Raw genomic sequence first — 23,166 nt, 5'->3', positions numbered from 1 at the left:
AAAGGAATAACGAACATGAATAAATCACGCTATCCCATTGTGATTGCCAGCCTGCTGCTGGCAGGCTGCATCAACATGCAACCCAACTATGAAAGGCCTGCCGCACCGATTCCTGCACAATGGCAGCCATCGTCAGGCCAAGCAAAACTGACGGGAGACACACTCTCGGCTGAATTGGGCTGGGAGCAATTTTTTACCGACAACGAATTGAAAAAGTTGATCCGGCAGGCGCTGGAAAACAACCGTGACTTAAGGGTCGCCTCGCTCAATATCGAAAAGGCGCGTGCCCAATATCAGATCCAGCGGGCGGCCCTGTTTCCCAAGGTGAATGGCACGGTCAGCGGGACCAATCAACGGATGATGCTGAACTTGCCGACCGGACCCATGACATTTAACAGCCACCAGTATTCGGCAAACCTGGGATTCTCTTCCTATGAGATGGACTTTTTCGGGCGCATCAGCAGCCTGCGCGATCAGGCCGTGTATCAATACCTGTCAACAGAAGAGGCCAAGAGAAGCGCCCAGATCAGCCTGGTGTCTGAGGTGGCGAACGCCTACCTGACATTGGCCGCAGATAGTGAAAACCTGGCGCTGGCACGGGAAACCTTGCGCACCCAACAGGCGACTTTCGACTTGAGTAAACGGCAACTGGCTTTGGGCAGTATCAATGAGCTGACGCTGCGGCAAGTGGAAACCAGCGTGGAATCTGCCCGCGTCAATGTCGCCAAATATATGACCCAGGTAGACCAGGATAGAAACGCGCTGGCACTACTGGTGGGTGAGCCTCCGAATATCAATCTTGAACAGGTGAACAATTTGCAGGCCGTCTCCCAAACCGCCAGCCTGCCTGATGGCCTTCCCTCTACGGTCTTGCAGAACAGGCCGGACGTGCTGGAAGCAGAGCGCACGCTTCAGGCCAATAACGCCAATATTGGTGCGGCCAGAGCAGCCTTCTTTCCGACCATTTCATTGACGGCATCCGCCGGTTTGGCCAGCCCGGAGTTGGGGAGCCTGTTTAGCGGCAATAACCATGTCTGGAGTTTTGCACCGCAAATCGTACTGCCCATCTTCAATGGTGGGTTAAACAAGGCCAACCTGAAGGTTGCCGAAGTCAGCCGGGAGATTAGCGTGGCGCAATATGAAAAAGCGATTCAAACCGCGTTCAAAGAGGTCTCTGACGCGCTGGCATTGCGTGCCACGCTGGAAGAACAATTGTCGGCACAAACGGCACAGGTGAATGCCACGCAAAGAAGCTTTGTACTATCACGCGCCAGATTCGAGAAAGGCCTGGATAGTTACCTGACGGTACTGGATGCGCAACGTAGCTACTACGCTGCGCAACAGAATCTCATCAGCGTCAGGCTGTCGGAAGTCTCCAATCAGGTGACCTTATATAAAGTCCTGGGGGGCGGCGCATTCTGACATCAGGAGCACAAAGGAAACGCGGGCGATCGCCCCCTGACCCGCCAGCGGCCTGGCCATTCGCCTCACTAACCCTTTTAGCACTCAGGTACACAATCATCCAACATTGCCCCTAGCCAGAGAGGCTGGGGCAGCATACCATGTCAGCAAACAGGTAATCATCGTATGCAATCCCCAGATGACAGACACATCGCACGCCACTCTTACCCCATATACACTGGGGCTGTTACTTCTCCCGCCCCTGCTTTGGGCAGGTAACTTTATCGCAGGCCGCGCCGTCAGCCATGAGGTGCCGCCCGTTGCTTTATCCCTGATCCGCTGGGGCCTGGCGTTTTTATGCTTGCTCCCTTTTGCGATCAAACCGTTTTTGCGTGACCGCGTCCACTACCTAAATTACCGCTGGCATGTGCTAGGGACCGCAATGACGGGCGTACTTGCATTTAATCTGCTGGTGTACTGGGGCTTGCATAGCACCAGCGCAACCAACGGGATTATCCTGAATTCGTTTATTCCCTTTCTAGTCGCAATCTTTGGCGGGTTGTTTTATCAGCAACGCTTATCGACCCGTCAATTGCTCGGGCTACTGATTTCATTGATCGGCGTCCTGACGGTCGTCTCGCATGGCGATATACAAGTGCTGCGATCGCTGGCATTTGCTCCTGGCGATATGATTATTTTTGTCGCCATGATCTGCTGGGCGTTGTTTACCTTGTGGCTAAAACAGATTCCAGCGTTTATTGACCGCACCGGGCTCATGCTATGCCAGGTCCTGATTGCGCTGATTTTATTGTTACCGCTCTATATTTGGGAGAAGCAGACCGCCGTGACAACGGTAGACCATATACAAACGGTCTGGTCACTGCTTTATATTGGGATTTTTCCTTCGGTGATTGCTTTCCTGGCTTATGCCAAGGCTGTCACATTGGTCGGCTCGGTGCGCGCCAGCGTGTTTATTCATGCCATGCCGATTTTTGGCTCATTACTCTCCAGCGTATTATTGAGCGAACCCTTTCATGGCTACCAACTGGCAGGCATGCTGACGATCTTTTGTGGTATTGGGCTGGCGAACACAGGCAAGCCTCACTAAAAGCCTGATGAATCAAGCCATGCGATGCAGGATAGGCGACAGGGCCTTTAACGCCTTCTCGGCATGTTCGTATTGCGGAAACAAACTGGCCTGCACCGCATAAAACCTGGCTGAATGATTCATTTCTTTCAGATGCGCCATTTCATGACACACCACATATTGAATCACATGCGGCGGCGCCTGGATCAAGCGCCAGTTCAGGCGAATCTGCTTGCGGCTATTGCAACTGCCCCAGCGTGACTTGGCATTGGAAAGTCCGACACCGCTCACCTGCTCGCCCATTTGGGCGGCAATTAAGGCAACGCGGCGTTTAAAATCAGGCAAAGCCTGCTGCGCATACCATTGCAGCACTTTGCGCGCGACCCAGTCGGGATTGTTGATATAAGGTGAACGGACCAGCAACTTGTCACCTTCGAGCGTGACTGCCTTGCTGGTGGGATGCGCAATTAGGGTCAGCACAATATCCTGGCCCATAAACAACAGCGGCTCACCATCCAGCCATTGCATGGGGGCCACTTGGTTGGCCTCACGCAGAGCCAGCTTTTGCTGTATCCAGCTGGATTTTTCCTGCAAAACTTGCTGCAATTGCGAGGTAGAAATGCGCTTGGGCGCATGGACCACCAAGCCCTCGGCCGTGATTTTAAGGCCTATGGTTCTACGTGCCCGCAGATCCAGCTGGTAAGCAATCGTTTGCCCATTTGGCAGTTGCAACTGCTGCGTGATCACAGATGCTGCATCTCCGTTTCAATCCATGTTTCGACTTGCTGATTCAGTGCATCCGGCTTGAGGCCGTTGGTGGCGATGGCTGGGCCGATCACCACCTGAATCACGCCTGGATATTTAAGGATGGAGTTTTTACGCCAGTAGCGGCCTGCATTGTGCGCCACCGGCAACACCGCGGTTTGGGTATGGCTCGCCAGCCAGGCGCCACCAATATGATACTTGGCGCGGGCACCGGGGGCGGTACGTGTGCCTTCCGGAAAAATCACCACCCACAAGCCACGCTTGAGCCGGTCTTTGCCGTGATTCACTAATTTCTTCAGCGCTTCGCGGCCACTGCTGCGGTCAATCGGAATCGAGCCCACCGCCCACAAACCCCAGCCAAAAAACGGGATCATGAGCAACTCTCTTTTGAGCACCCACACTTGCGGCGGCAAAATGGTTTGCAGGGCAATGGTCTCCCAGGCAGATTGATGTTTTGCCAGAATAATACTGGGCGTGGCCGGGATATGCTCGCGGCCACTGACTTCATAACGCAGATTGCAGGTGACCTTCAGCCACCACATCACCGCATGCGCCCAACCACTGACCCAGCGTGAACGCGTCACCGCGGGCAGCGGAATCAGCAAGATTGCCAACAATGAAAATGGAATGGTCAGCACAAACAGGCCAACATAAAACAGCCAGGCCCGCACATATAGCAGCACCGTTTGCATTACTTGTCCCCGGCGATGATGTGCTGTACCGCAGCGGCCAAATCAGCCACCACAATCGTGTTTGCAGGCACTTCGGACAAGTTATAGGTTTCTTCGCCCTTGCCGGTGCGGACCAGGTAAGGCTGGCAACCGGCTTTGGCGAAGGCCTGCAAGTCTCGCAAGGCATCGCCCACGCCTGGCACTTTGGTCAGCTCAACATTAAAACGGCGGCTGATTTCTTCCAGCATGCCGGTCTTGGGCTTGCGGCAGTCACAATGGGCATCGGCCGCATGTGGGCAATAAAAGACGGCGTCAATACGACCACCGACTTGCGCCAAGGCTTTGTGCATTTTGTCGTGAATGGCATTGAGCGTGGCCATATCAAAATAGCCGCGTGCGATGCCCGACTGATTCGTCGCCACCGCCACCCGATAGCCATGCTGGTTGAGCAGCGCAATCGCCTCCAGGCTCCCCGGAATCGGAATCCATTCGTTAGGATTTTTGATAAAGGTCGCGCTGTCGCGGTTAATCACGCCGTCACGATCAAGAATGACGAGTTTCATGGCTACACTCCTGACGGCTGTTTAGCTGGCCAACTTGGACAAGTCAGCCACACGGTTCATGGCCTGATGCAAGGTCGCCAGCAGTCCCAGACGATTGGCTTTCAAGGCAGGGTCCTCGGCATTCACCATGACCTCATCAAAGAAGGTATCCACCGGCGCCTTAAGCACGGCCAGTGCCTGTAAAGAAGCGGTGTAATCGCCTGCTTCAAACAGCTGATCCGCTTTAGGCTTGGTGTCAGCCAGGGCCTGATACAAGGCTTTTTCAGCCGGCTCTTGCAACAAACTGTCGTTCACTTCGGCCTTAACATCCCCTTCAACTTTCTTGAGGATATTCGACACACGCTTATTGGCAGCCGCCAGCGCAGGCGCTTCTGCCAAATTGGCAAACGCTTGCACGGCACTTAACCGGCGCGGCACTTCTGCCAACTGGTTCGGTGACAAGGACAATACCGCATCCACCTCTTGCGCAGTCGCACCCTGGTCACGCAGGTTTACCGCCAGACGATCAAAGCAGAAAGCCTGGATGGCTTCTGCCACCTCGGCATCCCCATGAAAGACGCTCAGCGTTTGTGCGATTAACTGGTCAAAGGCCAACGGCAAATCGGTTTCCATCAGCATACGCAAAATGCCCAGGGCCTGACGGCGCAAGGCAAACGGGTCTTTATCGCCAGTCGGCTTCTCGCCGATGCTGAACAAGCCCACCAGGGTTTCCAGCTTATCTGCCAACGCCACCACCACACCTACCTGGCTGCGTGGTAAGTCATCACCGGCAAAGCGTGGGCGGTAGTGGTCTTCTATCGCATATGCCACGTCATCGGCCAAGCCTTCATGCTGGGCGTAATAGCGGCCCATAATGCCTTGCAATTCAGGGAACTCGCCGACCATATCGGTCAGCAGGTCAGCCTTGGACAAGCGCGCGGCTTGTGCCACTTTGGCGACAAAGCCATCACCGCCGATGTGTTGCGCAATGGCGGTGGCAATCGCCACCACACGCTCATTACGCTCGCCTTGCGAGCCGAGCTTGTTGTGGTAAACCACTCTCCCCAAGCCCGCCAGACGGCTTTCCAGCGTCTTTTTGCGATCCTGGTCAAAGAAGAACTTGGCATCGGCCAGACGCGGACGCACCACGCGCTCGTTACCGCCAATCACCTTGCTTGGATCGGCCGGATTAATATTGGACACAATTAAAAATTTATTCGTCAGCTTGCCGTTGGCATCCAGTAGCGGGAAGTATTTCTGGTTGGCCTTCATGGTCAAGATCAGGCACTCTTGCGGCACCGCCAAAAACGCTTCTTCAAACTGGCCCAGCAATACATTCGGGCGCTCCACCAGCGCCGTGACCTCATCAAGTAATGCGTCGTCTTCAATCGGCTTTAGGCCTTGTTTGTCAGCCGCAGCTTGCAATTGCTGCGTAATCTCGGCACGACGGGCATCAAAACTCGCAATCACCGCCCCTTCATCCGCCAGTTGTTGCGCATAGGTGTCGGCAGACGTGAGCGTCACCACCGGATTTTTCGCTTCAAAGCGGTGCCCTTGCGTGGTGTTGCCTGCCGTCAACCCCAGGGTTGAAATCGGCACGACGGTATCGCCATGCAAGGCGACCAGTCCATGCGCCGGCCGCACAAAATGAACACTTTCCCAGCCATCATTGATCTGGTAAGTCATCACTTTGGGAATAGGCAATTTGGCTAGCGTTTCATCCAGCGCTTTTTGCAAGCCTTCTTGCAAGGTCGCCCCCGCTTGAGTGGCATCCAGAAACAGAATATCGGCCTTGCCATCGTGCTCCTTGCGCAATTTAGCAACCGCGCTTTCATTCTCACCCAAGGCCTGCAACTTCTTCACTAATGCCGGCGTTGCATGCCCGTTGGCATCAAGACCAACGGTTGCTGGCATCAGTTTCTGCGCGACTTGCTTGTCCGCCGCTTTTTCGGATACCTGTGTGATATGTGCGGCTAAACGACGGGGTGACGCAAAGGAGGTGACTACACTGCCTTCTGCCACCAGGCCAGAAGCTTTCAAGCTCTCGGCCAGCACACTACTAAACGACTCGCCCAGTTTTTTCAGTGCTTTGGGCGGCAGCTCTTCTACAAATAATTCAACTAACAGATTGCGGGTACTCATGCGGCGGCTTTCTTGTTTTGTTCGGCTTGTTCGCTTTCCAGTTTGGCGATGACTTCATCCGCCCAGGCTTTAGGCGCCATCGGGAAGCCCAGACGGGCGCGACTATCGAGATAGCTGGCGGCCACAGCGCGCGCCAGGTTGCGGATACGGCCAATATAAGCCGCGCGCTCGGTGACGGAAATCGCCCCCCGCGCATCCAGCAGGTTAAACGTATGCGCGGCTTTGAGCACTTGCTCGTACGCCGGCAGAGCCAGCTTCACTTCCATCAAATGCTTGGCCTGTTTCTCATGTGCATTAAAGGCCGTGAACAGGAAATCCACATCAGAATGCTCAAAGTTATAAGTCGATTGTTCCACTTCATTCTGGTGGAACACATCGCCATATTTCACGCCGGGCGAGTATTCGAGGTCATAGACGTTTTCCACGCCTTGCAGATACATGGCCAACCGCTCCAGACCATAGGTAATCTCACCGGTGATGGGTTTGCAGTTAATACCGCCTACTTGCTGAAAATAGGTGAATTGCGTCACTTCCATGCCGTTGAGCCAGACTTCCCAGCCCAGACCCCAGGCGCCCAGCGTCGGGTTTTCCCAGTCATCTTCGACAAAACGGATATCGTTTTCTTTCAGATTAAACCCCAGTGCCTCAAGTGAGCCGAGGTAGAGCTCCAGGATATTGGCGGGGGCGGGCTTCAGTACCACCTGAAATTGGTAGTAATGCTGCAAACGGTTTGGGTTTTCGCCATAGCGACCATCTTTGGGGCGGCGGCTAGGCTGCACATAGGCGGCTTTCCAGGGCTCAGGGCCCAGGGCGCGCAAAAAAGTTGCGGTGTGGCTGGTACCGGCGCCCACTTCCATATCGTAAGGTTGCAACAAAGTGCAGCCTTGTTTGTCCCAGTATTCCTGAAGCTTTAAAATAATTTGTTGAAAGGTCAGTACCATGACGCCTGATCCAGATAAATGTAAAACCAATATTTTACCTGATTCAGCCCGGGTAAAGAAATTGCATTCAGGCCTTGTCCAGCTACCTGGCAGCCCGATTTGAAGAGTTGAATGCTTTTTTTACGGCTTTTTGCGATTGTGGCATTCACTGAATTTTGTTAGATTGAGAAGATGAACACTTATCGCACATGGGTATTGTTGTTGACGCTATGGTTTGCCTTGCTGCAAACCGTCGCGCCACTCATGCACGCCCATGCCGCCGGTGATACCGCAGCGGATGACGGTCCGCACATGCACATGGTGGATATCCCCGCCCTGCATACTCAGGCCGAAGCTTCCAAGCACCCTTTTCACTGGCATGTACACTCCAACAAATCGCACGGTCAAATCATCGGCTTAGGCCAAGCCATCAGCGAAAGCAATCCGCTGTCATCACTGATAGATGCCTATGCCAGCTTTTGGCTGCCCGCCGCCATTTTGCCCGCACTACTGTTGCTGGCAATCGCGCTGCAACGATCTGAAAAACCTTTTGAGCGACACCGTCAGGAACGCGCTCCGTCCAATCTCACTCTCGCCTGCCACGCCCCACGCGCACCGCCTTACGCCTGAATAAATACGCGTAGCACCGGTTGGCATTAGCCATCCGTTTGCCTGTTTTATTCAGGAGTCTCTATGTTTCATTTAGTTAGGGGAGTCAACCGCTCCCTGCTGATCGCCTGGCTTGCCGCCTGCGGCGTCTGGCTTGCGCAACCAGCGCTGGCCGAGAAAATGCCCGCCAGTGTCGCCCAGCATCCTACCGAGCACGAAGATACCGTGGCGCTCAATGCACGCCTGTCACTGCACGAGGTTTTGCAGCAGGTGGTGGCCATTCACCCGCAACAAGCCTTGCTGGCCGCGCATCAGCAAATGGTCAACGCACGCAAAATCATGGCAAAAAGCTGGTTGCCCCTGGCACCTAGCGTCGGTTTCTCTCATCAAAACGATGCCTGGCTGAGTGATCGCGATGAGCGCGAATGGCAAGCACAAATGCAAATCCCGATCTGGCTACCGGGGCAACGCGAAGCGCGTAGCCAGGTGGCCAGTTTGGCCGATAACAGCCTGTCACAGGACCAGGCCAGTCTGCAACAGCTGGCGGCAGACTTGTTGCGCAATGCGGTTTGGGAGATTGCCATGCGCCGTAACGAGTTGCGTCTGGCAGAAAGCAGACGCGACACCTTGCGCAGCATTGCCGAGGATGTGCAAAAACGCTTTCGGGCGGGAGAGGTGGCCAGACTCGAGGTGATGCAAACCAGCCAGGAAACCTTGCAGGCTGAGCGCTTGTGGATCACGGCACAGGCAGAACTCATGCATGCGCAATTCCGCTACCAGCAGTTGACCGGTCTGAATGAAATGCCAGCCCGCCTCGAAGAATCCCTCTCCAGCCGTGAAGGCTATACAGAATCCCCGTTTTGGCTGGCAGCCCAGGCAAAAGTCAAGCTGGCAGAAGGGCAGCGTGACCTGACCATGATAGAGCAGCGACAAAACCCGACGCTCACGGTGAACACGCGCACTATGCAAGGAGGGTTTGATAGCAAGTTCAATAGCAGCATGGGGCTTTATGTCAACATCCCGCTGCAAAGCGAAGTGCAGCGTGCGCCCCTGATTGCCAATGCAGAACAAAATATCGGCGATGCCCGCATGCAACTGGAAACCCTGCGCCGCCAGCTCGAAAACAGCCTGCACGAGGCTGAGCACAACCTGCATGTCAGCCGCCAGGAGCTCGCCGTCATCGAGCAACAACAAGCCATCGCCAGTGAAAATTTTGCGCTGGCACGCAAAGCCTATCGGCTGGGCGAGCTTGACCTCAACCAATTATTACGCCTGCAACTGCTGGCTTTTGAAGCTGAACGCAGTTTGAGCAGCCAGCAACTTCAAGTGCAATGGAATATCGCCAAATACAATCAGGCCGTAGGAGTCCTCCCATGAAAAAAATACTGTTATTCACGCTCGCGGCTTGCCTATCCTTGAACACCCTGGCGGCCATACGCTTGCCACTGACCGCGTCACAACTGCAGCAAATGCAGGTGCAATGGGGGCCGTTGAAAGCCCAGCAAACCGGTCTTTCTGCCAGCTATCCCGCAGAAGTCGTCTTGCCGCCCACGCAAACACGCGTCGTCACCGCGCCGCAAGCCGGCCTGATTACCAAACTGAATGTCAGTGTCGGCGATAGTGTGAAACAAGGCCAGGTCATCGGCCAGCTCAGCAGCCCAGACCTGATCGCCTTGCAAAGCAATTATCTGCAAGCAGAAACCCAGGCCAGACTGCATGAGCAAGCCCTCAAACGTGACCAGGAATTATTCAAGGACGGCATTATTGCCCAGCGCCGGATGCAGGAAACCCAAAGCGCCTATGAAACCAGCCAGGCGCTCATGCATGAGCGGCAACAAACCCTCAAGCTGTCTGGCCTGAGCGAAACGCAAATCCATCAGCTGGCGCAAAAACGCAGCATGCAAAACGGCATGGTCATTATTGCGCCTATCAGCGGCCAAATCATGGATCAGCAACAATCCGTAGGTGCACGCGTGGACATGGCCATGCCGATTTTCACGATCATGAATCCTAAGCCGTTATGGCTGATGATGCAGCTGCCGATGACTCAGGCCAGCACACTGACGCCTGGCACAGCCGTCAAATTGCCCAAGTTGGGGCTGAGCGCCAAAGTTGAAACCGTGTTGCGCAAGCTCAACAAAAACAACCAAACAACGCAAGTCCGTGCCGTGATTAGCGAAGGCGCCGAGCAACTGTCTATCGGGCAAATCGTAGATGTGGCGCTGGTTGAGCATACGACACAACACAGTTTTGCCGTCCCGAGAACGGCGGTGGCCCGCCAGGGCGAACAGGCCCTGATTTTTGTGCAACAAGCCAACGGCGTGACCGTCATGCCCGTCAACATTCTGCTGGAAGAAGACCAACAGCTCATTATCAAAGCCGATTTAACTGGCAATGAGCGTATCGCCACGCATGGCGTAGCCGCCTTAAAAGGTTATTGGCTGGGCATGGGGGGAGAATAAGCATGTTGAACTGGCTCATTGAAAACTCGCTCAAGCAGCGGCTACTGGTGTGCGTGTTTGCGATCGGACTGCTGTTCGCAGGCTGGACCGCTTATCAGACCATTGCCATTGACGCCTTCCCGGACGTCTCTTCGACGCAAGTCAAAATTATCATCAAATCACCAGGGATGACGCCGGAAGAAGTTGAGACGCGGATTACCGCACCGATTGAAGTCGAGATGCTGGGCATCCCCAAACAAACCAGTTTACGCGCGGTGGCGAAATATGCCCTGACCGACATCACCATCGACTTTGAAGACGGCACCGATATCTACTGGGCGCGACAGCAAGTCACCGAGCGGCTCAACAATGCCTGGCCCAACTTGCCCGCCGAGATTTCTGGCGGCATCGCCCCCATGACCACTCCGCTCGGCGAAATGTTCATGTTCACCATAGAGTCGGACACGCTCAGCCTGCAGGAAAAGCGCTCGCTCCTGGACTGGGTGATTCGTCCACGTTTGCGCACCGTGCCTGGCGTGGCCGATGTCAATGCCCTGGGCGGACTGGTGCGCAGCTTTGAAATCGTGCCGGATAACACCAAGCTGCAGGCCCGTGGCGTCGCCTTGAGCGAGCTGCAACAAGCCATCAGCGAAAACAACCGCAATGATGGTGCAGGCCGCCTCAAGGATGGCGAAGAGTCTTTACTGGTCCGTGCTGAAGGCGCCTTTAAGACGCTGGATGATGTGCGCCATACCGTGCTCAAAGGTCACCAGGGCAGCCCCATACGCATCGCGGATGTTGCCGAAGTCCGCATCGGGGAATTGACCCGTTACGGTGCCGTCAGCCGTAATGGTAAAGGTGAAGCGGTGGAAGGCCTGGTGTTGGGCTTAAGGGGCGCGAACGCCAGACAAGTGGTGGAAGGCGTACGTGCCAAACTGGATGAAATCGCCCCCACCCTCCCCAAGGGCGTCAATATTCATGTGTTTTATGACCGTGGCAATCTGGTCGAACACGCGGTACACACGGTGAACAAGGCGCTGATGGAAGCGGTAGTGCTGGTGCTGATTTTACTGGTACTGTTTTTAGGTAACCTGCGTGCAGCGCTCACGGTCGCCTGCGCCTTGCCCCTGGCCATGCTCGCCACCTTTTGGCTGATGCAGCAATATGGCATGTCAGCCAATCTCATGTCATTGGGGGGCCTTGCCATCGCCATTGGCATGTTGGTCGACTCTGCCGTGGTGGTGGTCGAAAACATCGTCGAACATCTGGCGCACAAGCAAGCCTCACCCACCACAGATAAACTCGGCATCATTCTCGCGGCCATGCGCGAGGTCAGTGTGCCTGTCAGTGCTGGTATGATCATCATCATGACCGTCTTCCTCCCCTTGCTCAGTCTGCAAGGGTTGGAAGGCAAGCTGTTTGCACCGGTGGCGCTGAGCATTATTTTCGCTCTCGGTTCATCGTTGTTGCTATCGCTCACCATTATTCCAGTACTGGCCTCGTTCCTCATCCGCGACCAGACCAGCGAAAACCCGTGGTTGATCCGGCACCTCAATCACTGGTATGCCAGCGCACTGAACACGGCCATGCAACATAAGCGCCCTGTACTTTTAGCCGCGGTTGTCCTGCTGGTGCTCACAGCCATCGTCTATCCACGGATCGGCAAAACCTTTATGCCCACCATGGATGAAGGCGACATCATCATCGGCACCGAAAAACTGCCTTCTATTTCCCTGCAACAAAGCATCGTAACAGATAACCATCTGCAACAAACGCTGCTACAACAGGTGCCAGAACTCGAAGGCGTTTACTCCAGGGCGGGCGCTGATGAACTGGGCCTGGACCCGATGGGCGTGAATCAGACCGATAATTTTCTGGTGCTCAAACCACGTGACCAATGGCAAGTGCCAGACAAAGCGACGCTGATCGAAAAGCTGCGCCAAGTCATGCACAGCGTTCCCGGACTGGATTACAACTTCACGCAACCGATCGAAATGCGCGTAAACGAAATGATCCTCGGTGTGCGTGGTGATTTGGCGCTCAAAATCTTTGGGACAGACCTCAACGTACTCGACCAGAAAGCGCAGCAAATCATCAAAGTGCTCGAATCCATCCCTGGCAATCAGGATGTCTATACGCCGCAAAACAGTGGCGTGCAATATTTGCAAATCAAGATAGACCGCGTCGCCGCCGGACGACTCGGCCTTAGCGTGGCGGACATCAACACCCTGCTGCAAAGCCAGCTCGAAGGCAAATTGCTGGGTATCGTGCTGGAAGGCAACCGCCGCACCCCGATCTTGCTGCGCGGCAGCCAGATCGTGCGCGAATCTGCCGCCGACTTCAGCCAGCTGATGCTGGCGCTGCCACAAGGTGGCACCGTCCCGCTTTCCAGCGTCGCTCACGTCGTGCGCGAAGAAGGCCCGGTCAAGGTAGACCGCGAACGCGGCAACCGCATGGTCGTCGTCACCGCCAATGTTAAAGGGCGCGATCTGGTCAGCTTTGTAGAAGAAGCCAAGCAAAAAGTGGCACAGCAAGTAGCGCTACCCGAAGGCTACTGGCTGAAATGGGGCGGCCAGTTCGAAAACCAGCAACGTGCCGCCGCAAGGCTTAGCATCGTCATCCCGATTGCAGTCACACTGATTGCCCTGCTGCTGTTCATGACCTTCGGCTCCCTGCCCAAAGCCCTGCTCATACTCGCCAACATCCCATTCGCCATGATCGGTGGTGTGTTCGCACTGTGGCTGTCAGGTGAATACCTGTCTGTCCCAGCCTCGGTCGGCTTTATCGCGCTGCTAGGGATCGCCGTACTAAATGGCGTCGTGATGGTCAGTCACTTCCAACACCTGGCCGAACAAGGGATGGCCGCCAGCCTCATCGCCTACGAAGGCGCCAAACGCCGCCTGCGGCCTGTACTCATGACCGCCAGCATCACCGCCTTTGGCTTGATTCCCTTATTGTTTGCCACCGGACCAGGCGCTGAGATTCAACGGCCATTAGCCATTGTGGTGATTGGTGGCCTCATCACAGCGACCTTTTTAACATTGTTTGTCTTGCCGATTTTGTATCAGCACTTTTTTGGTAGGGAAAAGAGGGGTTAAATGAGCAAGCAACTCTTCTTAGCATTGATGTTTGGCTGACTGGTCAGGCAATCTTTTCGCCTTTAGACCAGTGACTTACCTCCAGAAAGTCACCTCGTCCAGCACCGTGTTGCGGCATAGGCTGAGCTTCAGGTGAAGCCGTATTGGCAGTTCTAGCCAAGATGAGTTTCGCGAGCGCTTAGCCTAAGTCCGGCAAAGCAATGGACGAAATCCCTAAGCCGAGCACCGCAGGGAATCAGCGGAAACTCGGGTGCACTTTCTTTTGCTGACTTGTTCTTTGAGCAAGCAAAGAAAAATCACTCGCCGAGTGGCGAAATAGAACATCACAGATTACAAGCAACTATCCGCGTGGGCATCCATGCCCACCCTACTACTCTATCAATCAACCTTGATGTGGACCAAGAATGTCGTAAGAATCGCCTCTTAAACCCACGCAGAAGTGACTGCGCTAGCGACAAGACTGGTCTACTTCAATCCGCAAACGCAAGCAGCAAGAATTACCTTCTTACCCTAATCCAGATCAATCCTGCCACACTCAAGACCAAAAACGCCCAATTCCCCCACCAAACATAAGGCGTCTGTCCTTGGTAGCTCTGCGCTTCGCCCGTCAAAATCACCGCCTCATCATGCGGTGCATGCTGCAATACCTGGCCATTTTTATCGATGATGGCGGTCGCGCCCGTATTGGTGCTACGCAACACCATCCGCCCGGTTTCAATGGCGCGCACCTGGCTGAATTGCATATGCTGGTCGGCCGCAAACGATTGTCCGTACCAGGCATCGTTGCTGATATTGACCAAGAGCTCGGCTTGCGGCAGTTGCTGGGCAATTTCTTCCCCAAACACGTCTTCATAGCAAATATTGACACCGACTTTTTGCCCGGCAATCAGCAATGGCTGTTTCGATGTGCCGCGGGATAAATCGCTGAGCGGCATATGCAGCCAGTCTCGGTAGATCCAGCCGAACAGGCTTTTAAGCGGAATAAATTCGCCAAAAGGCACCAGGTGGCTTTTGGAGTATGACTGTGTGGGAGAGCTGCCCAGGCTGATGGCGCTATTAAAGTACTGGTCTTGTTTGGACTCAACAACGCCGACCAAGAGGTCGCCTTTTTGCTGTACTGCGTGCTGTTTGAGAGCATCGAGATAGCTGGGCGCAAGTTGGTCAAGCAACACTGGCAAGGCGGTTTCGGGCAGCACCATCAGTTGGGCTCGTGTTTGCTGCACCATGTCGAAATACTGACGCAGGGCCTGTTCCGCGTGCTCAGGCGACCATTTGATGGTTTGGCTAATGTTGCCTTGCAGCAAGGCGACCGAGACAGGTTTTCCCGTAGGCTGCGTCCACGGCACCAGTGTCAGCAGGCTGCCGCCTAGCCACAATAGCGCGAGCATGATGAAAGCAGGTTTACGCTGCGGCGTGATCAGCAGGCAAGCAAGACTGGCAGCCCCCAGCATGAGCAAGGCAGAGACGCCATAGATGCCAACGACAGGCAGAAAACCGCTGAGCGGGCTATCTGGGGCCTGACTGTAGCCCAGAGTCAACCAGGGGAACCCGGTAAAAATCCAGCTACGCACCCAGTCTGACAAAGCCCATAGCAGTGGCGCAGACCATAGCAGATGACCGACTTTCTTTGCCAGGTAACCCGCGATGGCCGGGAACAGTGCCATGAAGGCGCACAGGCAAAAGGTACAAAAACCGGCAAACCACCAGGGCATGCCGCCAAAGGTATGCAGGCTGATATAAATCCAGTAGATACCAACACCGTATAAGCCCAAGCCAAACGCCAGGCCCAGCCTGAACACTTGCGCGGGTGTGGCCGCCTGCTGCCAAATTACCAGCAACGCTGCCAGCGTCAGCCAAGGTAGCCAAAACAGGTTAAACGGCGCAAAACCAAACACCGTTAACGCGCCTAACAGGCATGAAAGAGCGGCTTGCTGCATCCACGAGGCCTGATTAAGCCAAGCATTCATTACGCGCATGGCAGGCCTTTCGGGTGGCCTTTGACCGGCTGTAAATCTGCCATCTTAAGCCAGGCTGAAAAATCGGCGGACTGCATGACTTGCCACTCGATCATGCGCGCAATGGCGATGGGGTCCAAGGGATCCACCGTCTGTGTTGGCCGGGCAGGATGGCACATGAGCACAGGTGGCAATTCGTTTTGCCTGACAGGCGCCAGTTGCTTGAGTTGTCTGGCCCATTCTATCCAGTGTGCCTGATAGGCGGCAGCATCGCCCTGAAAATCATAGACGCCTAATAAGACTGGCGAGACCCGGAAACCAGCCGCACTTGCCTGTCGCTGCAAGGCTTGTGCGCCTAGCCAATGAATAATGCGCGCCTTGAGACCGGTTGCTGCTGGCGGGCTGGAAATACGCAACCAGGGACGTTGATCCACGGGCAGATGGCCATAGCGTTGTTGCATGAGTGTGATCAACGATTCGCGGATGACTGGCAACTGGTGCACATGCAAGTGACCATCAATATAATCAGGCGGCGTGTGCAAGGCCGCTTCAAAGGCATCCAGTTGCTGTGTGATATTCGCCGTCACATCTGCAGGGTTGAGCATGCCGCACAGGCTGCGCATGATCAGGACGGGATGTGCAAAGCGTGAGGTGTGCGCGTACTGCGTGAAATCAAGATGCAAGCCGATGTCTGCCAAATTGCGGATGGCTGGCGTGACATGCCGGGCACTCTCTTGCCAGCGCGGACTCAAGGTCATGCAAGAGGTGGCGGTCAATACGCCGCGCTCGATCAAGGCCAGGATGGCGTCATCAATCTCGGCGGACTGCGCATAATCATCTGCACAAATAATCAGCTGCGTCATGCTTGGCCCTCATGGTGTTGAAACGCCCAAAAGCGGCTGAGCAGCCAGGTGCTTGCCGCGACCATCACCATCACGCAGCCGAGCACCAGCCAGAAAGGCAGCGGCGTATAGTTCAGCCCCAGCCATAACAGGGCCTGATTGCCAAAGAACCCCAATAAGGCCACCGCAAAAAACTTGCAGAATGCCGCCAGATGATTGGCTTGTGTGCCGCGAAAAGACCAAAGCCGATGACCGAGGTAACTGACCGGAAATGCGCATAAGAAACCGATCCAATTCGCCTGTGCCGGTGACAGGCCCCAGGCATGAGCCAGTAGCGCCATGACATAATGGACGGCGGCCGCGAAGGCACCAACACTGACAAACCCGAGTACCGAGGCACGCATGGGACGCTTAGCGGGAATCCGCTGATGGCGCAGGCGTGACGACTTCTGCCACAATGTAGGGTGGCCGCCCTTTGACCTCATCGTAAACACGTGCCAGATATTCGCCAAGCACGCCGATAAACAACAACTGCACACCAGACAGGAACATCATGCTGGCGACGACCGTGGGCCATCCAGGGACAGACTCATGAAAAAACAGCGCATCAATGACCACCAGCAGACCATAAGCAAACGCCAGAATAGCCAGGGTGGCACCAGTCAGGCTGGCCAGACGCAAAGGCAACACCGAGAAACTGGTAATGCCAGTCCAGGCCAAGGCAATCAGCTTGAGTTTTGAATAAGCACTTTCACCATGCAACCGCGGCAATGGGGTGTACGGAATGCCGATCGACTTGTAGCCAACCCAGGCATAGATACCTTTCATGAAGCGGTTGCGTTCTGGCAGTGCACACAGCGCATCGACCACTTTACGGTCCATCAGGCGGAAATCACCGGCGTCGCGTGGGATTTCCACATGGGTGCTGCTACTCATCATGCGATAAAACAGCCGAGATCCCCAGAGTTTGAAAGGCGATTCCTGCTCGCGGTCCTGACGCACGGCATAGACCATGTCATATCCTTCCCGCCACTTTTCCAGCATGGTGTACATCAGATCTGAAGCGTGCTGACCATCGGCATCCATACAAATGACGATCTCACCCTTGGCATAAGTCAGGCCAGCGCTGATGGCGTTTTCCTTGCCAAAGTTGCGGGAGAACTTGACCAGGGTCACACGACACTCTTCCACCAGCGACTGCACCACGAGAGAGGTCTGATCACGGCTACCGTCATCCACCACGACAATGTCCCAGTTGGGCGACATTTGCTGCAAATCTTGCCGGATATTTTGCAAGGTTTTTGCAATATTTTTTTCTTCGTTGTAAGCAGGCACCATCACCGTCATATGCGGCTGGGCAGATTGGCGATGGCTAACAGCAGTGGTCATGGCGTCATACTCAAAAATAACTGGGACTATTGTAGCGGATTGCGGTTAGTTTTTGGCTGGCGTCGCTTTGCGATCCGCCCCTTGCAAGTGACGACGGTCCTTGACTACCGCCAGCCACATGCCATCGCGCTGGACGCCACTGATGAGTTTGCCTTGCATGACCTCGTGGCAATGCATATTGGTGGTGGAGAGGAAAAAATCTGCTTCCTCCCAGCGGCGGGTGACACTGAAGCGACCATCCAGATAGGGCTCAATTTGTGGCGTATCCACACAGGCGGCCACCCAATAAGGCTGGCTGCGCGCGGGCAAATGCAGGGCCGTGAGTTGGGCCGCAGCCGCCCGCAGGGCGCTGGACCAGTAATCGCCCTCCCATTTGAACTGTGCTTGTGCCTGATCGCCAACCAGACGATTTAACCTGACGTATTGATACGGATGCATTTGCACAATATCCACCAGCGTCACCAGCATGAGTCCGGCGATAACCCCCGCCCACAGCGCCTGGGCGTGATAATGCAAGGACGATGTGCACTGCAGGCAGGCCTGCCAAACCGCGAGCACAGACCAGGCAGACAAGATGGCCAGCAAGGGCAAGATAAAGGTAAAGTGTCGGACGCCATTGTACAAAGCGGGACGGTCATCCATGACAAAGACCAACGGAAACAGGATGCCCATCAACAGCGTATACATAGGCATGCGTGTTGCATTGTCGGCCAGGCGCAGTGACCGTCTATTCAGCAGCCATAGTAGGACAACCCCGGCAAACGCCAATAGCGCTGCCTCAGGCAACTTCACCGCCAGATACTGGAACAAATAGCTGCGTGGAACTTCGCTGATGTTATACACCACCCCGTTGGCGATGGTTTGCATATTAAAGTCAAAATGGGAGAACGACTTGGCCGCCTCCAGCATGTTGTCGGCCTCGATCACGCTCCACGGCCAGCACATGGCCATAAACACAAACGCCAGCACTGCCGCAGGCAGCAACACCCACACCATACGCACCAGGCGCGAAAATATCGGGGTATGCAGTTGCCTGTGATCGAGCCAGGCCCGCAGCATGACCAGCAAAACCAGGTAAATCACGGCAAAGGCGCCGCCCACGCGCAAGCCAAGCGCACCGCCGACCGCAAAGCCAAGCAGGACAATGACTCTGCCACTCACCAGTTCCATGTCGCGCACCACCAAGGCGGTGGCATACAGCGCCCACAGCATGCAGGTCGCAAACGGAACATCTTTGGTATGGGTAAACATGGTGCCTGACCACGACACCGTCAAAAACAACATGGTCATTGCCAACAGTGCCAGACGGGGGCCGCCTAGCAACCGGCCAAATTGCGAGACACCATAAAAACCAAGCAAGCCAAACAAGGCCGAGAGCAGGTGTCGGATATCCCAGATCATGACCGGGATATAGGGGTCGAGTGCGGCCGCGATAATATCGAACAGGCCGCCATAGAGATATAGATTACGGTAATGAAAAGCGTCCTGGTCCTTGAATCCCGACTGATACCAGTCGAGCAGCATTTGGCCATAGGTATGCTGCACATACTCATCATTGCTGATGCCATGCTGACGGAAGGTCAACGCCACCCATGCGACCAGTACAAGCCAAAACAGCCGGATCAACCAGCGGTAAAGTGACTCATTCAAGGAAGCATTTGCAGCAGCGTTCATGGGCCTTGCCATTAAAAAAATGAAACAGGCGCAAGCGTATCACGACACCCTGCCGGATGGTAGAGCAAGACCCATGGTCTTGCTCGTATTTTGTCAAATTAAGGAAGAATGCTTATTGCGTACCAGGATCGGTATGCACGGAGAAACGGTAGCCTGAACCGCGGACAGTCTGAATCATTTCCTGATGATTGGAGGCCACCAGTGCGTTGCGTAAACGACGGATATGCACATCCACGGTACGGTCTTCAACAAAGACACGGTCACCCCACACCTTGTCCAGCAGTTGCGTACGGCTATGCACACGCTCCGGATTGGTCATGAAGAAATGCAGCAGTTTGAATTCGGTAGGTCCCAGTGGAATATGGACATTATGACCAGTCACACGATGGGTAGTCGGGTCTAGATGCAAGCCGGCAATTTCAATCGGATCATCTGTCATCTGCGGCGCACGTCTGCGCAACACGGCCTTGATGCGTGCATTTAATTCACGCGGGCTGAATGGCTTGGTCACATAATCATCCGCACCCACTTCTAGACCACGCACCTTGTCAAACTCATCGCCGCGGGCAGTGAGCATGATAATCGGCACTTCTTTGGTCATGCTGTCAGATTTAAGCCTGCGCGCAAACTCGATCCCGCTCATGCCAGGCAACATCCAGTCCAGTAAAATCAGGTCTGGCATCGTTTCGCGTAACAACATTTGTGCATGTTCAACGCTGGTGGCACGGATAGCATGATGCCCCGCCTGTTTGATATTCAACGCCAGCAATTCCTGGATCGCCGGTTCGTCTTCTACCACCAAAATATTCGCTGCAGCCATGACACTCCCTTCGAGCAATATTGAGATCAAACTACTTAATTGAATGCTCGCCAGTTTATGAATGAATTATGACATTTTAATGACAACATCACATAAATTTAATCAAGACTGTTATTGCCTTTTGGGGCAAATTGTAACAATATGTAACAGACGTAAATGAGGGGCTTTATCTTGATTAATCTTTCCAAAGAACACATTACAGCCGGCAATCAGTTTAATCGCTGGCTGGTACCGCCAGCCGCATTGGCAGTACATCTTTCAATAGGCATGGCCTATGGCTTTAGCGTGTTCTGGAAACCGTTAGGCAATGCATTGACCGGACCAGACGGCAAACCTGTTGCCGCCTGTGCTGCAGGCGCATCCACTTTCGCCGACAAATTGGCCGGCACCGCAAAAGCATTGACCGCCACCGACTGTAACTGGACCCAGTTTGATCTGGGCTGGATGTATACCTTATTTTTTGTCTTACTTGGCTGCTCGGCGGCCATTTGGGGCGGCTGGCTGGAACGGGCAGGACCACGTAAAGCCGGCCTGGTAGCCATGCTTTGCTGGTGCGGTGGTTTACTGATTTCGGCGCTGGGCATACACCAGCATCAACTCTGGATGATGTGGCTGGGTAGCGGCGTCATCGGCGGCATCGGCTTGGGGCTAGGCTACATCTCACCCGTTTCCACCCTGATTAAATGGTTCCCAGATCGTCGCGGCATGGCGACCGGCCTGGCGATTATGGGCTTTGGCGGGGGCGCCATGATAGGCTCACCTCTGGCGACTAAGCTGATGGCGATGTTTGCCACACCGACAGACCCTGGTGTCTGGCAAACGTTTGTGGTGCTGGCGCTGATTTACGCGGTATTCATGACTTGTGGTTCGCTGGGTTACCGTGTCCCAGCCGCCAACTGGAAACCTGCTGGCTGGACGCCACCCGATGTACAACACAACCGACTGGTAGCCACCCGGCATGTACACTTGAAAAATGCCCATAAAACGCCACAGTTCTGGCTGTTATGGCTGATTTTGTGCATGAATGTGTCCGCAGCCATCGGTATTATTGGCGCAGCAGCGCCGATGTTACAAGAGACCTTTGGTGGCGTATTGATAGGCCAGCCAGAACTGGGCTTTGCCGAGATCAAGGCAGACGAAGCATTAACCGCCACAGCAGCCGCGGTTGGCGCAGGCTTTGTCGGTCTCATTTCGCTGTTCAATATTTTTGGCCGTATCGGCTGGGCCACCTCTTCCGATAAATTGGGGCGCAGAACCACTTACTTTATCTTTTTTGTGCTGGGTATCATGATGTATGTCTGCGGCACCTATGCCGCCAACCATCATCAGCTAGCCTTGTTCCTACTGGTGTTTTGTGTGATCGCCTCCATGTACGGCGGCGGCTTTGCGACCATTCCCGCCTACCTGGCAGACCTGTTTGGCACGCAGTTTGTTGGTGCGATTCATGGCCGCCTGTTAACCGCCTGGTCGACCGCAGGGATTTTGGGGCCCGTCATCGTCAACTACATGCACGATGTGAGGCTGGAGGCTCATGTTCCGTATGCAGATATTTATGCGCCGATATTCATGACGCTGGCGGCTTTGCTTGGGGTGGGCTTCACGGCCAATTTGCTGGTCCGGCCAGTGGCAGACAAATACTTCATGTCCGACAGCGAACTGGCGGCTGAACAGCAAAGCGGCAAAAAACCGGCAGACAACGCAGTCAGCCTTGTTAACGCGGATACACCAACACCTGCCATACTGGTAAAACTGGCCTGGCTGGCAGTACTGATCCCCATCAGTTACGGCATCTGGATGACCGTACAAAAAGCCTGGTCATTGTTCGCATAATCCGTAAAGCAGCCGTTTGGGTTAAAATAGTACTTTTATGTGTTAATCCACGGACTCAAAGTGAACAAAATTGCCCAAAATCTGGACGGTACCGGTAAAAAAATCGGTATCGTTCTTTCCCGTTTTAACGACAATATCGGTGCAGGTTTGCTTAACGCCTGCGAACAAGAACTGCTCAAACTGGGCGTCGCTGCTGAAGATATTACGCTTGCCAGTGTCCCTGGTGCGCTCGAAACGCCCCTGATTCTGCAGCACATGGCGCTGTCAGAAAACTTCGATGCCCTGATTGCCCTGGGCGCGATTATCCGCGGCGAGACCTACCACTTTGAAGTGGTGTCCAACGAGTCCGCGCGCGGCATTTCCGAAGTACAGCGTGACACTGGCGTGCCCGTCGCCAACGCCATCCTGACCACCGAAAACGACGAACAAGCCGAAGCACGCATGGCCATCAAAGGCGCTGAAGCTGCACAAGTGGCGATTGAAATGGCCAATCTGGTGAATGCACTATGAGTGCTGATCAGGCAGCACCCAGCAAAAGCAAAGGCAGTAAAAACCGCCGCAAATCGCGTGAGCTGGCGCTCAAGGCCCTGTATCGAAACCGTATGAATGCGGGCGACGTCAAACAACTGCGCCTGGACAGTTTGGATGACCCAGACTATTTCAAAGCGGATGAAGCGTATTTCAAGCAACTGCTGACCGGGGTACTCGAGCAGACCGAGCAAATCGACGCCATGATCGGCCAGTTTATTGACCGTCAACTCGAAGAACTGAGTCCAATCGAGCATGCCATTTTGCGTATTTCAGGTTATGAACTGATGTTTGATGTCAGCATCCCGTACCGGGTCGCGATCAATGAAGGCGTGGAGCTCGCCAAAGCTTATGGTGGCATAGACGGCCATAAATACATCAATGGCGTCTTGGATAAAGTCGCCGCGCAAGTCCGTCCGCATGAATTTGGTCAACAAGTCAAAAAGTAATTC

General features: G+C 54.6%; 20 protein-coding genes. 9 read left to right on the top strand and 11 right to left on the bottom strand.

The window, feature by feature from the left end; translation table 11 throughout:
* The first annotated feature begins 15 nt into the window (after positions 1-15).
* Both AACH41_RS02615 and AACH41_RS02610 read left to right on the top strand, forming a co-directional pair.
* Positions 16-1,422: an efflux transporter outer membrane subunit gene (locus AACH41_RS02615; protein WP_275356651.1), complete on the top strand. Its 1,407-nt coding sequence runs from the start codon at positions 16-18 to the stop codon at positions 1,420-1,422.
* Between the two features lie 178 nt (positions 1,423-1,600).
* Positions 1,601-2,509 (top strand): DMT family transporter, encoded by a 909-nt coding sequence (locus AACH41_RS02610; protein WP_338656541.1) that lies wholly within the window; start codon positions 1,601-1,603, stop codon positions 2,507-2,509.
* 12 nt (positions 2,510-2,521) lie between these two features.
* On the opposite strand, the gene AACH41_RS02605 is transcribed toward AACH41_RS02610, so the two are convergent.
* From AACH41_RS02605 to glyQ, 5 genes are read right to left on the bottom strand one after another with little or no spacing between them, the layout of a single operon-like run.
* Complete coding sequence (locus AACH41_RS02605; protein ID WP_338656539.1) at positions 2,522-3,235, bottom strand: SprT family zinc-dependent metalloprotease; 714 nt, start codon at positions 3,233-3,235, stop codon at positions 2,522-2,524.
* Entirely contained in the window at positions 3,232-3,945 is a 714-nt protein-coding gene (locus AACH41_RS02600) for a lysophospholipid acyltransferase family protein (protein ID WP_338656537.1), read from the bottom strand. Before AACH41_RS02600 ends, AACH41_RS02605 begins: the two co-directional genes overlap by 4 nt.
* The gene (gmhB, locus tag AACH41_RS02595) at positions 3,945-4,487 is read right to left on the bottom strand and encodes a D-glycero-beta-D-manno-heptose 1,7-bisphosphate 7-phosphatase (RefSeq protein WP_194749307.1); all 543 of its coding nucleotides are present in this window, start codon (positions 4,485-4,487) and stop codon (positions 3,945-3,947) included. The genes AACH41_RS02600 and gmhB overlap by 1 nt, the downstream gene beginning before the upstream one ends.
* A gap of 21 nt (positions 4,488-4,508) precedes the next feature.
* Complete coding sequence (gene glyS, locus AACH41_RS02590) at positions 4,509-6,608, bottom strand: glycine--tRNA ligase subunit beta (protein WP_338656535.1); 2,100 nt, start codon at positions 6,606-6,608, stop codon at positions 4,509-4,511.
* Entirely contained in the window at positions 6,605-7,549 is a 945-nt protein-coding gene (glyQ, locus tag AACH41_RS02585) for a glycine--tRNA ligase subunit alpha (RefSeq protein ID WP_338656533.1), read from the bottom strand. The genes glyS and glyQ overlap by 4 nt, the downstream gene beginning before the upstream one ends.
* A gap of 171 nt (positions 7,550-7,720) precedes the next feature.
* Between glyQ and AACH41_RS02580 the strand changes: the two genes are divergently transcribed.
* The 4 genes from AACH41_RS02580 (at position 7,721) to AACH41_RS02565 (ending at position 13,676) form a co-directional block, all read left to right on the top strand.
* Complete coding sequence (locus tag AACH41_RS02580) at positions 7,721-8,158, top strand: hypothetical protein (protein WP_338656531.1); 438 nt, start codon at positions 7,721-7,723, stop codon at positions 8,156-8,158.
* Between the two features lie 63 nt (positions 8,159-8,221).
* The gene (locus tag AACH41_RS02575) at positions 8,222-9,514 is read left to right on the top strand and encodes a TolC family protein (RefSeq protein ID WP_275356644.1); all 1,293 of its coding nucleotides are present in this window, start codon (positions 8,222-8,224) and stop codon (positions 9,512-9,514) included.
* Complete coding sequence (locus AACH41_RS02570) at positions 9,511-10,599, top strand: efflux RND transporter periplasmic adaptor subunit (RefSeq protein WP_338656528.1); 1,089 nt, start codon at positions 9,511-9,513, stop codon at positions 10,597-10,599. Before AACH41_RS02575 ends, AACH41_RS02570 begins: the two co-directional genes overlap by 4 nt.
* A gap of 2 nt (positions 10,600-10,601) precedes the next feature.
* Entirely contained in the window at positions 10,602-13,676 is a 3,075-nt protein-coding gene (locus AACH41_RS02565; protein ID WP_338656526.1) for a CusA/CzcA family heavy metal efflux RND transporter, read from the top strand.
* Positions 13,677-14,173: 497 nt separating this feature from the next.
* On the opposite strand, the gene lnt is transcribed toward AACH41_RS02565, so the two are convergent.
* The 6 genes from lnt to phoB form a co-directional block, all read right to left on the bottom strand.
* Positions 14,174-15,652 (bottom strand): apolipoprotein N-acyltransferase, encoded by a 1,479-nt coding sequence (gene lnt, locus AACH41_RS02560; protein ID WP_338656524.1) that lies wholly within the window; start codon positions 15,650-15,652, stop codon positions 14,174-14,176.
* Entirely contained in the window at positions 15,643-16,494 is an 852-nt protein-coding gene (locus AACH41_RS02555) for a ChbG/HpnK family deacetylase (protein ID WP_338656523.1), read from the bottom strand. The genes lnt and AACH41_RS02555 overlap by 10 nt, the downstream gene beginning before the upstream one ends.
* Entirely contained in the window at positions 16,491-16,877 is a 387-nt protein-coding gene (locus AACH41_RS02550) for a GtrA family protein (RefSeq protein WP_275356639.1), read from the bottom strand. The genes AACH41_RS02555 and AACH41_RS02550 overlap by 4 nt, the downstream gene beginning before the upstream one ends.
* Positions 16,878-16,884: 7 nt before the next feature.
* Positions 16,885-17,862, bottom strand: a complete 978-nt coding sequence (locus AACH41_RS02545; protein WP_338656521.1) for a glycosyltransferase family 2 protein — start codon at positions 17,860-17,862, stop codon at positions 16,885-16,887.
* A gap of 45 nt (positions 17,863-17,907) precedes the next feature.
* On the bottom strand, positions 17,908-19,536 hold the full coding sequence (locus AACH41_RS02540; RefSeq protein ID WP_338656520.1) for a hypothetical protein: 1,629 nt from the start codon (positions 19,534-19,536) through the stop codon (positions 17,908-17,910).
* 112 nt (positions 19,537-19,648) lie between these two features.
* The gene (phoB, locus tag AACH41_RS02535; protein ID WP_194749295.1) at positions 19,649-20,356 is read right to left on the bottom strand and encodes a phosphate regulon transcriptional regulator PhoB; all 708 of its coding nucleotides are present in this window, start codon (positions 20,354-20,356) and stop codon (positions 19,649-19,651) included.
* A 156-nt stretch (positions 20,357-20,512) separates the two neighbouring features.
* On the opposite strand from phoB, the gene AACH41_RS02530 reads away from it, so the two are divergent.
* The 3 genes from AACH41_RS02530 to nusB are packed head-to-tail and all read left to right on the top strand — an operon-like array spanning position 20,513 to position 23,163.
* Positions 20,513-22,186: an OFA family MFS transporter gene (locus AACH41_RS02530; protein ID WP_338656518.1), complete on the top strand. Its 1,674-nt coding sequence runs from the start codon at positions 20,513-20,515 to the stop codon at positions 22,184-22,186.
* Between the two features lie 60 nt (positions 22,187-22,246).
* Entirely contained in the window at positions 22,247-22,696 is a 450-nt protein-coding gene (gene ribH / locus AACH41_RS02525) for a 6,7-dimethyl-8-ribityllumazine synthase (protein WP_194749293.1), read from the top strand.
* On the top strand, positions 22,693-23,163 hold the full coding sequence (gene nusB, locus AACH41_RS02520; RefSeq protein ID WP_194749292.1) for a transcription antitermination factor NusB: 471 nt from the start codon (positions 22,693-22,695) through the stop codon (positions 23,161-23,163). The genes ribH and nusB overlap by 4 nt, the downstream gene beginning before the upstream one ends.
* Positions 23,164-23,166 lie beyond the last annotated feature (3 nt).

The organism is Methylophilus sp. DW102, from assembly GCF_037076555.1.
GTDB lineage: Bacteria > Pseudomonadota > Gammaproteobacteria > Burkholderiales > Methylophilaceae > Methylophilus > Methylophilus glucosoxydans.
Note: the sequence above shows the minus strand (reverse complement) of the source record. Positions and strands in the feature narration are given on the sequence as shown.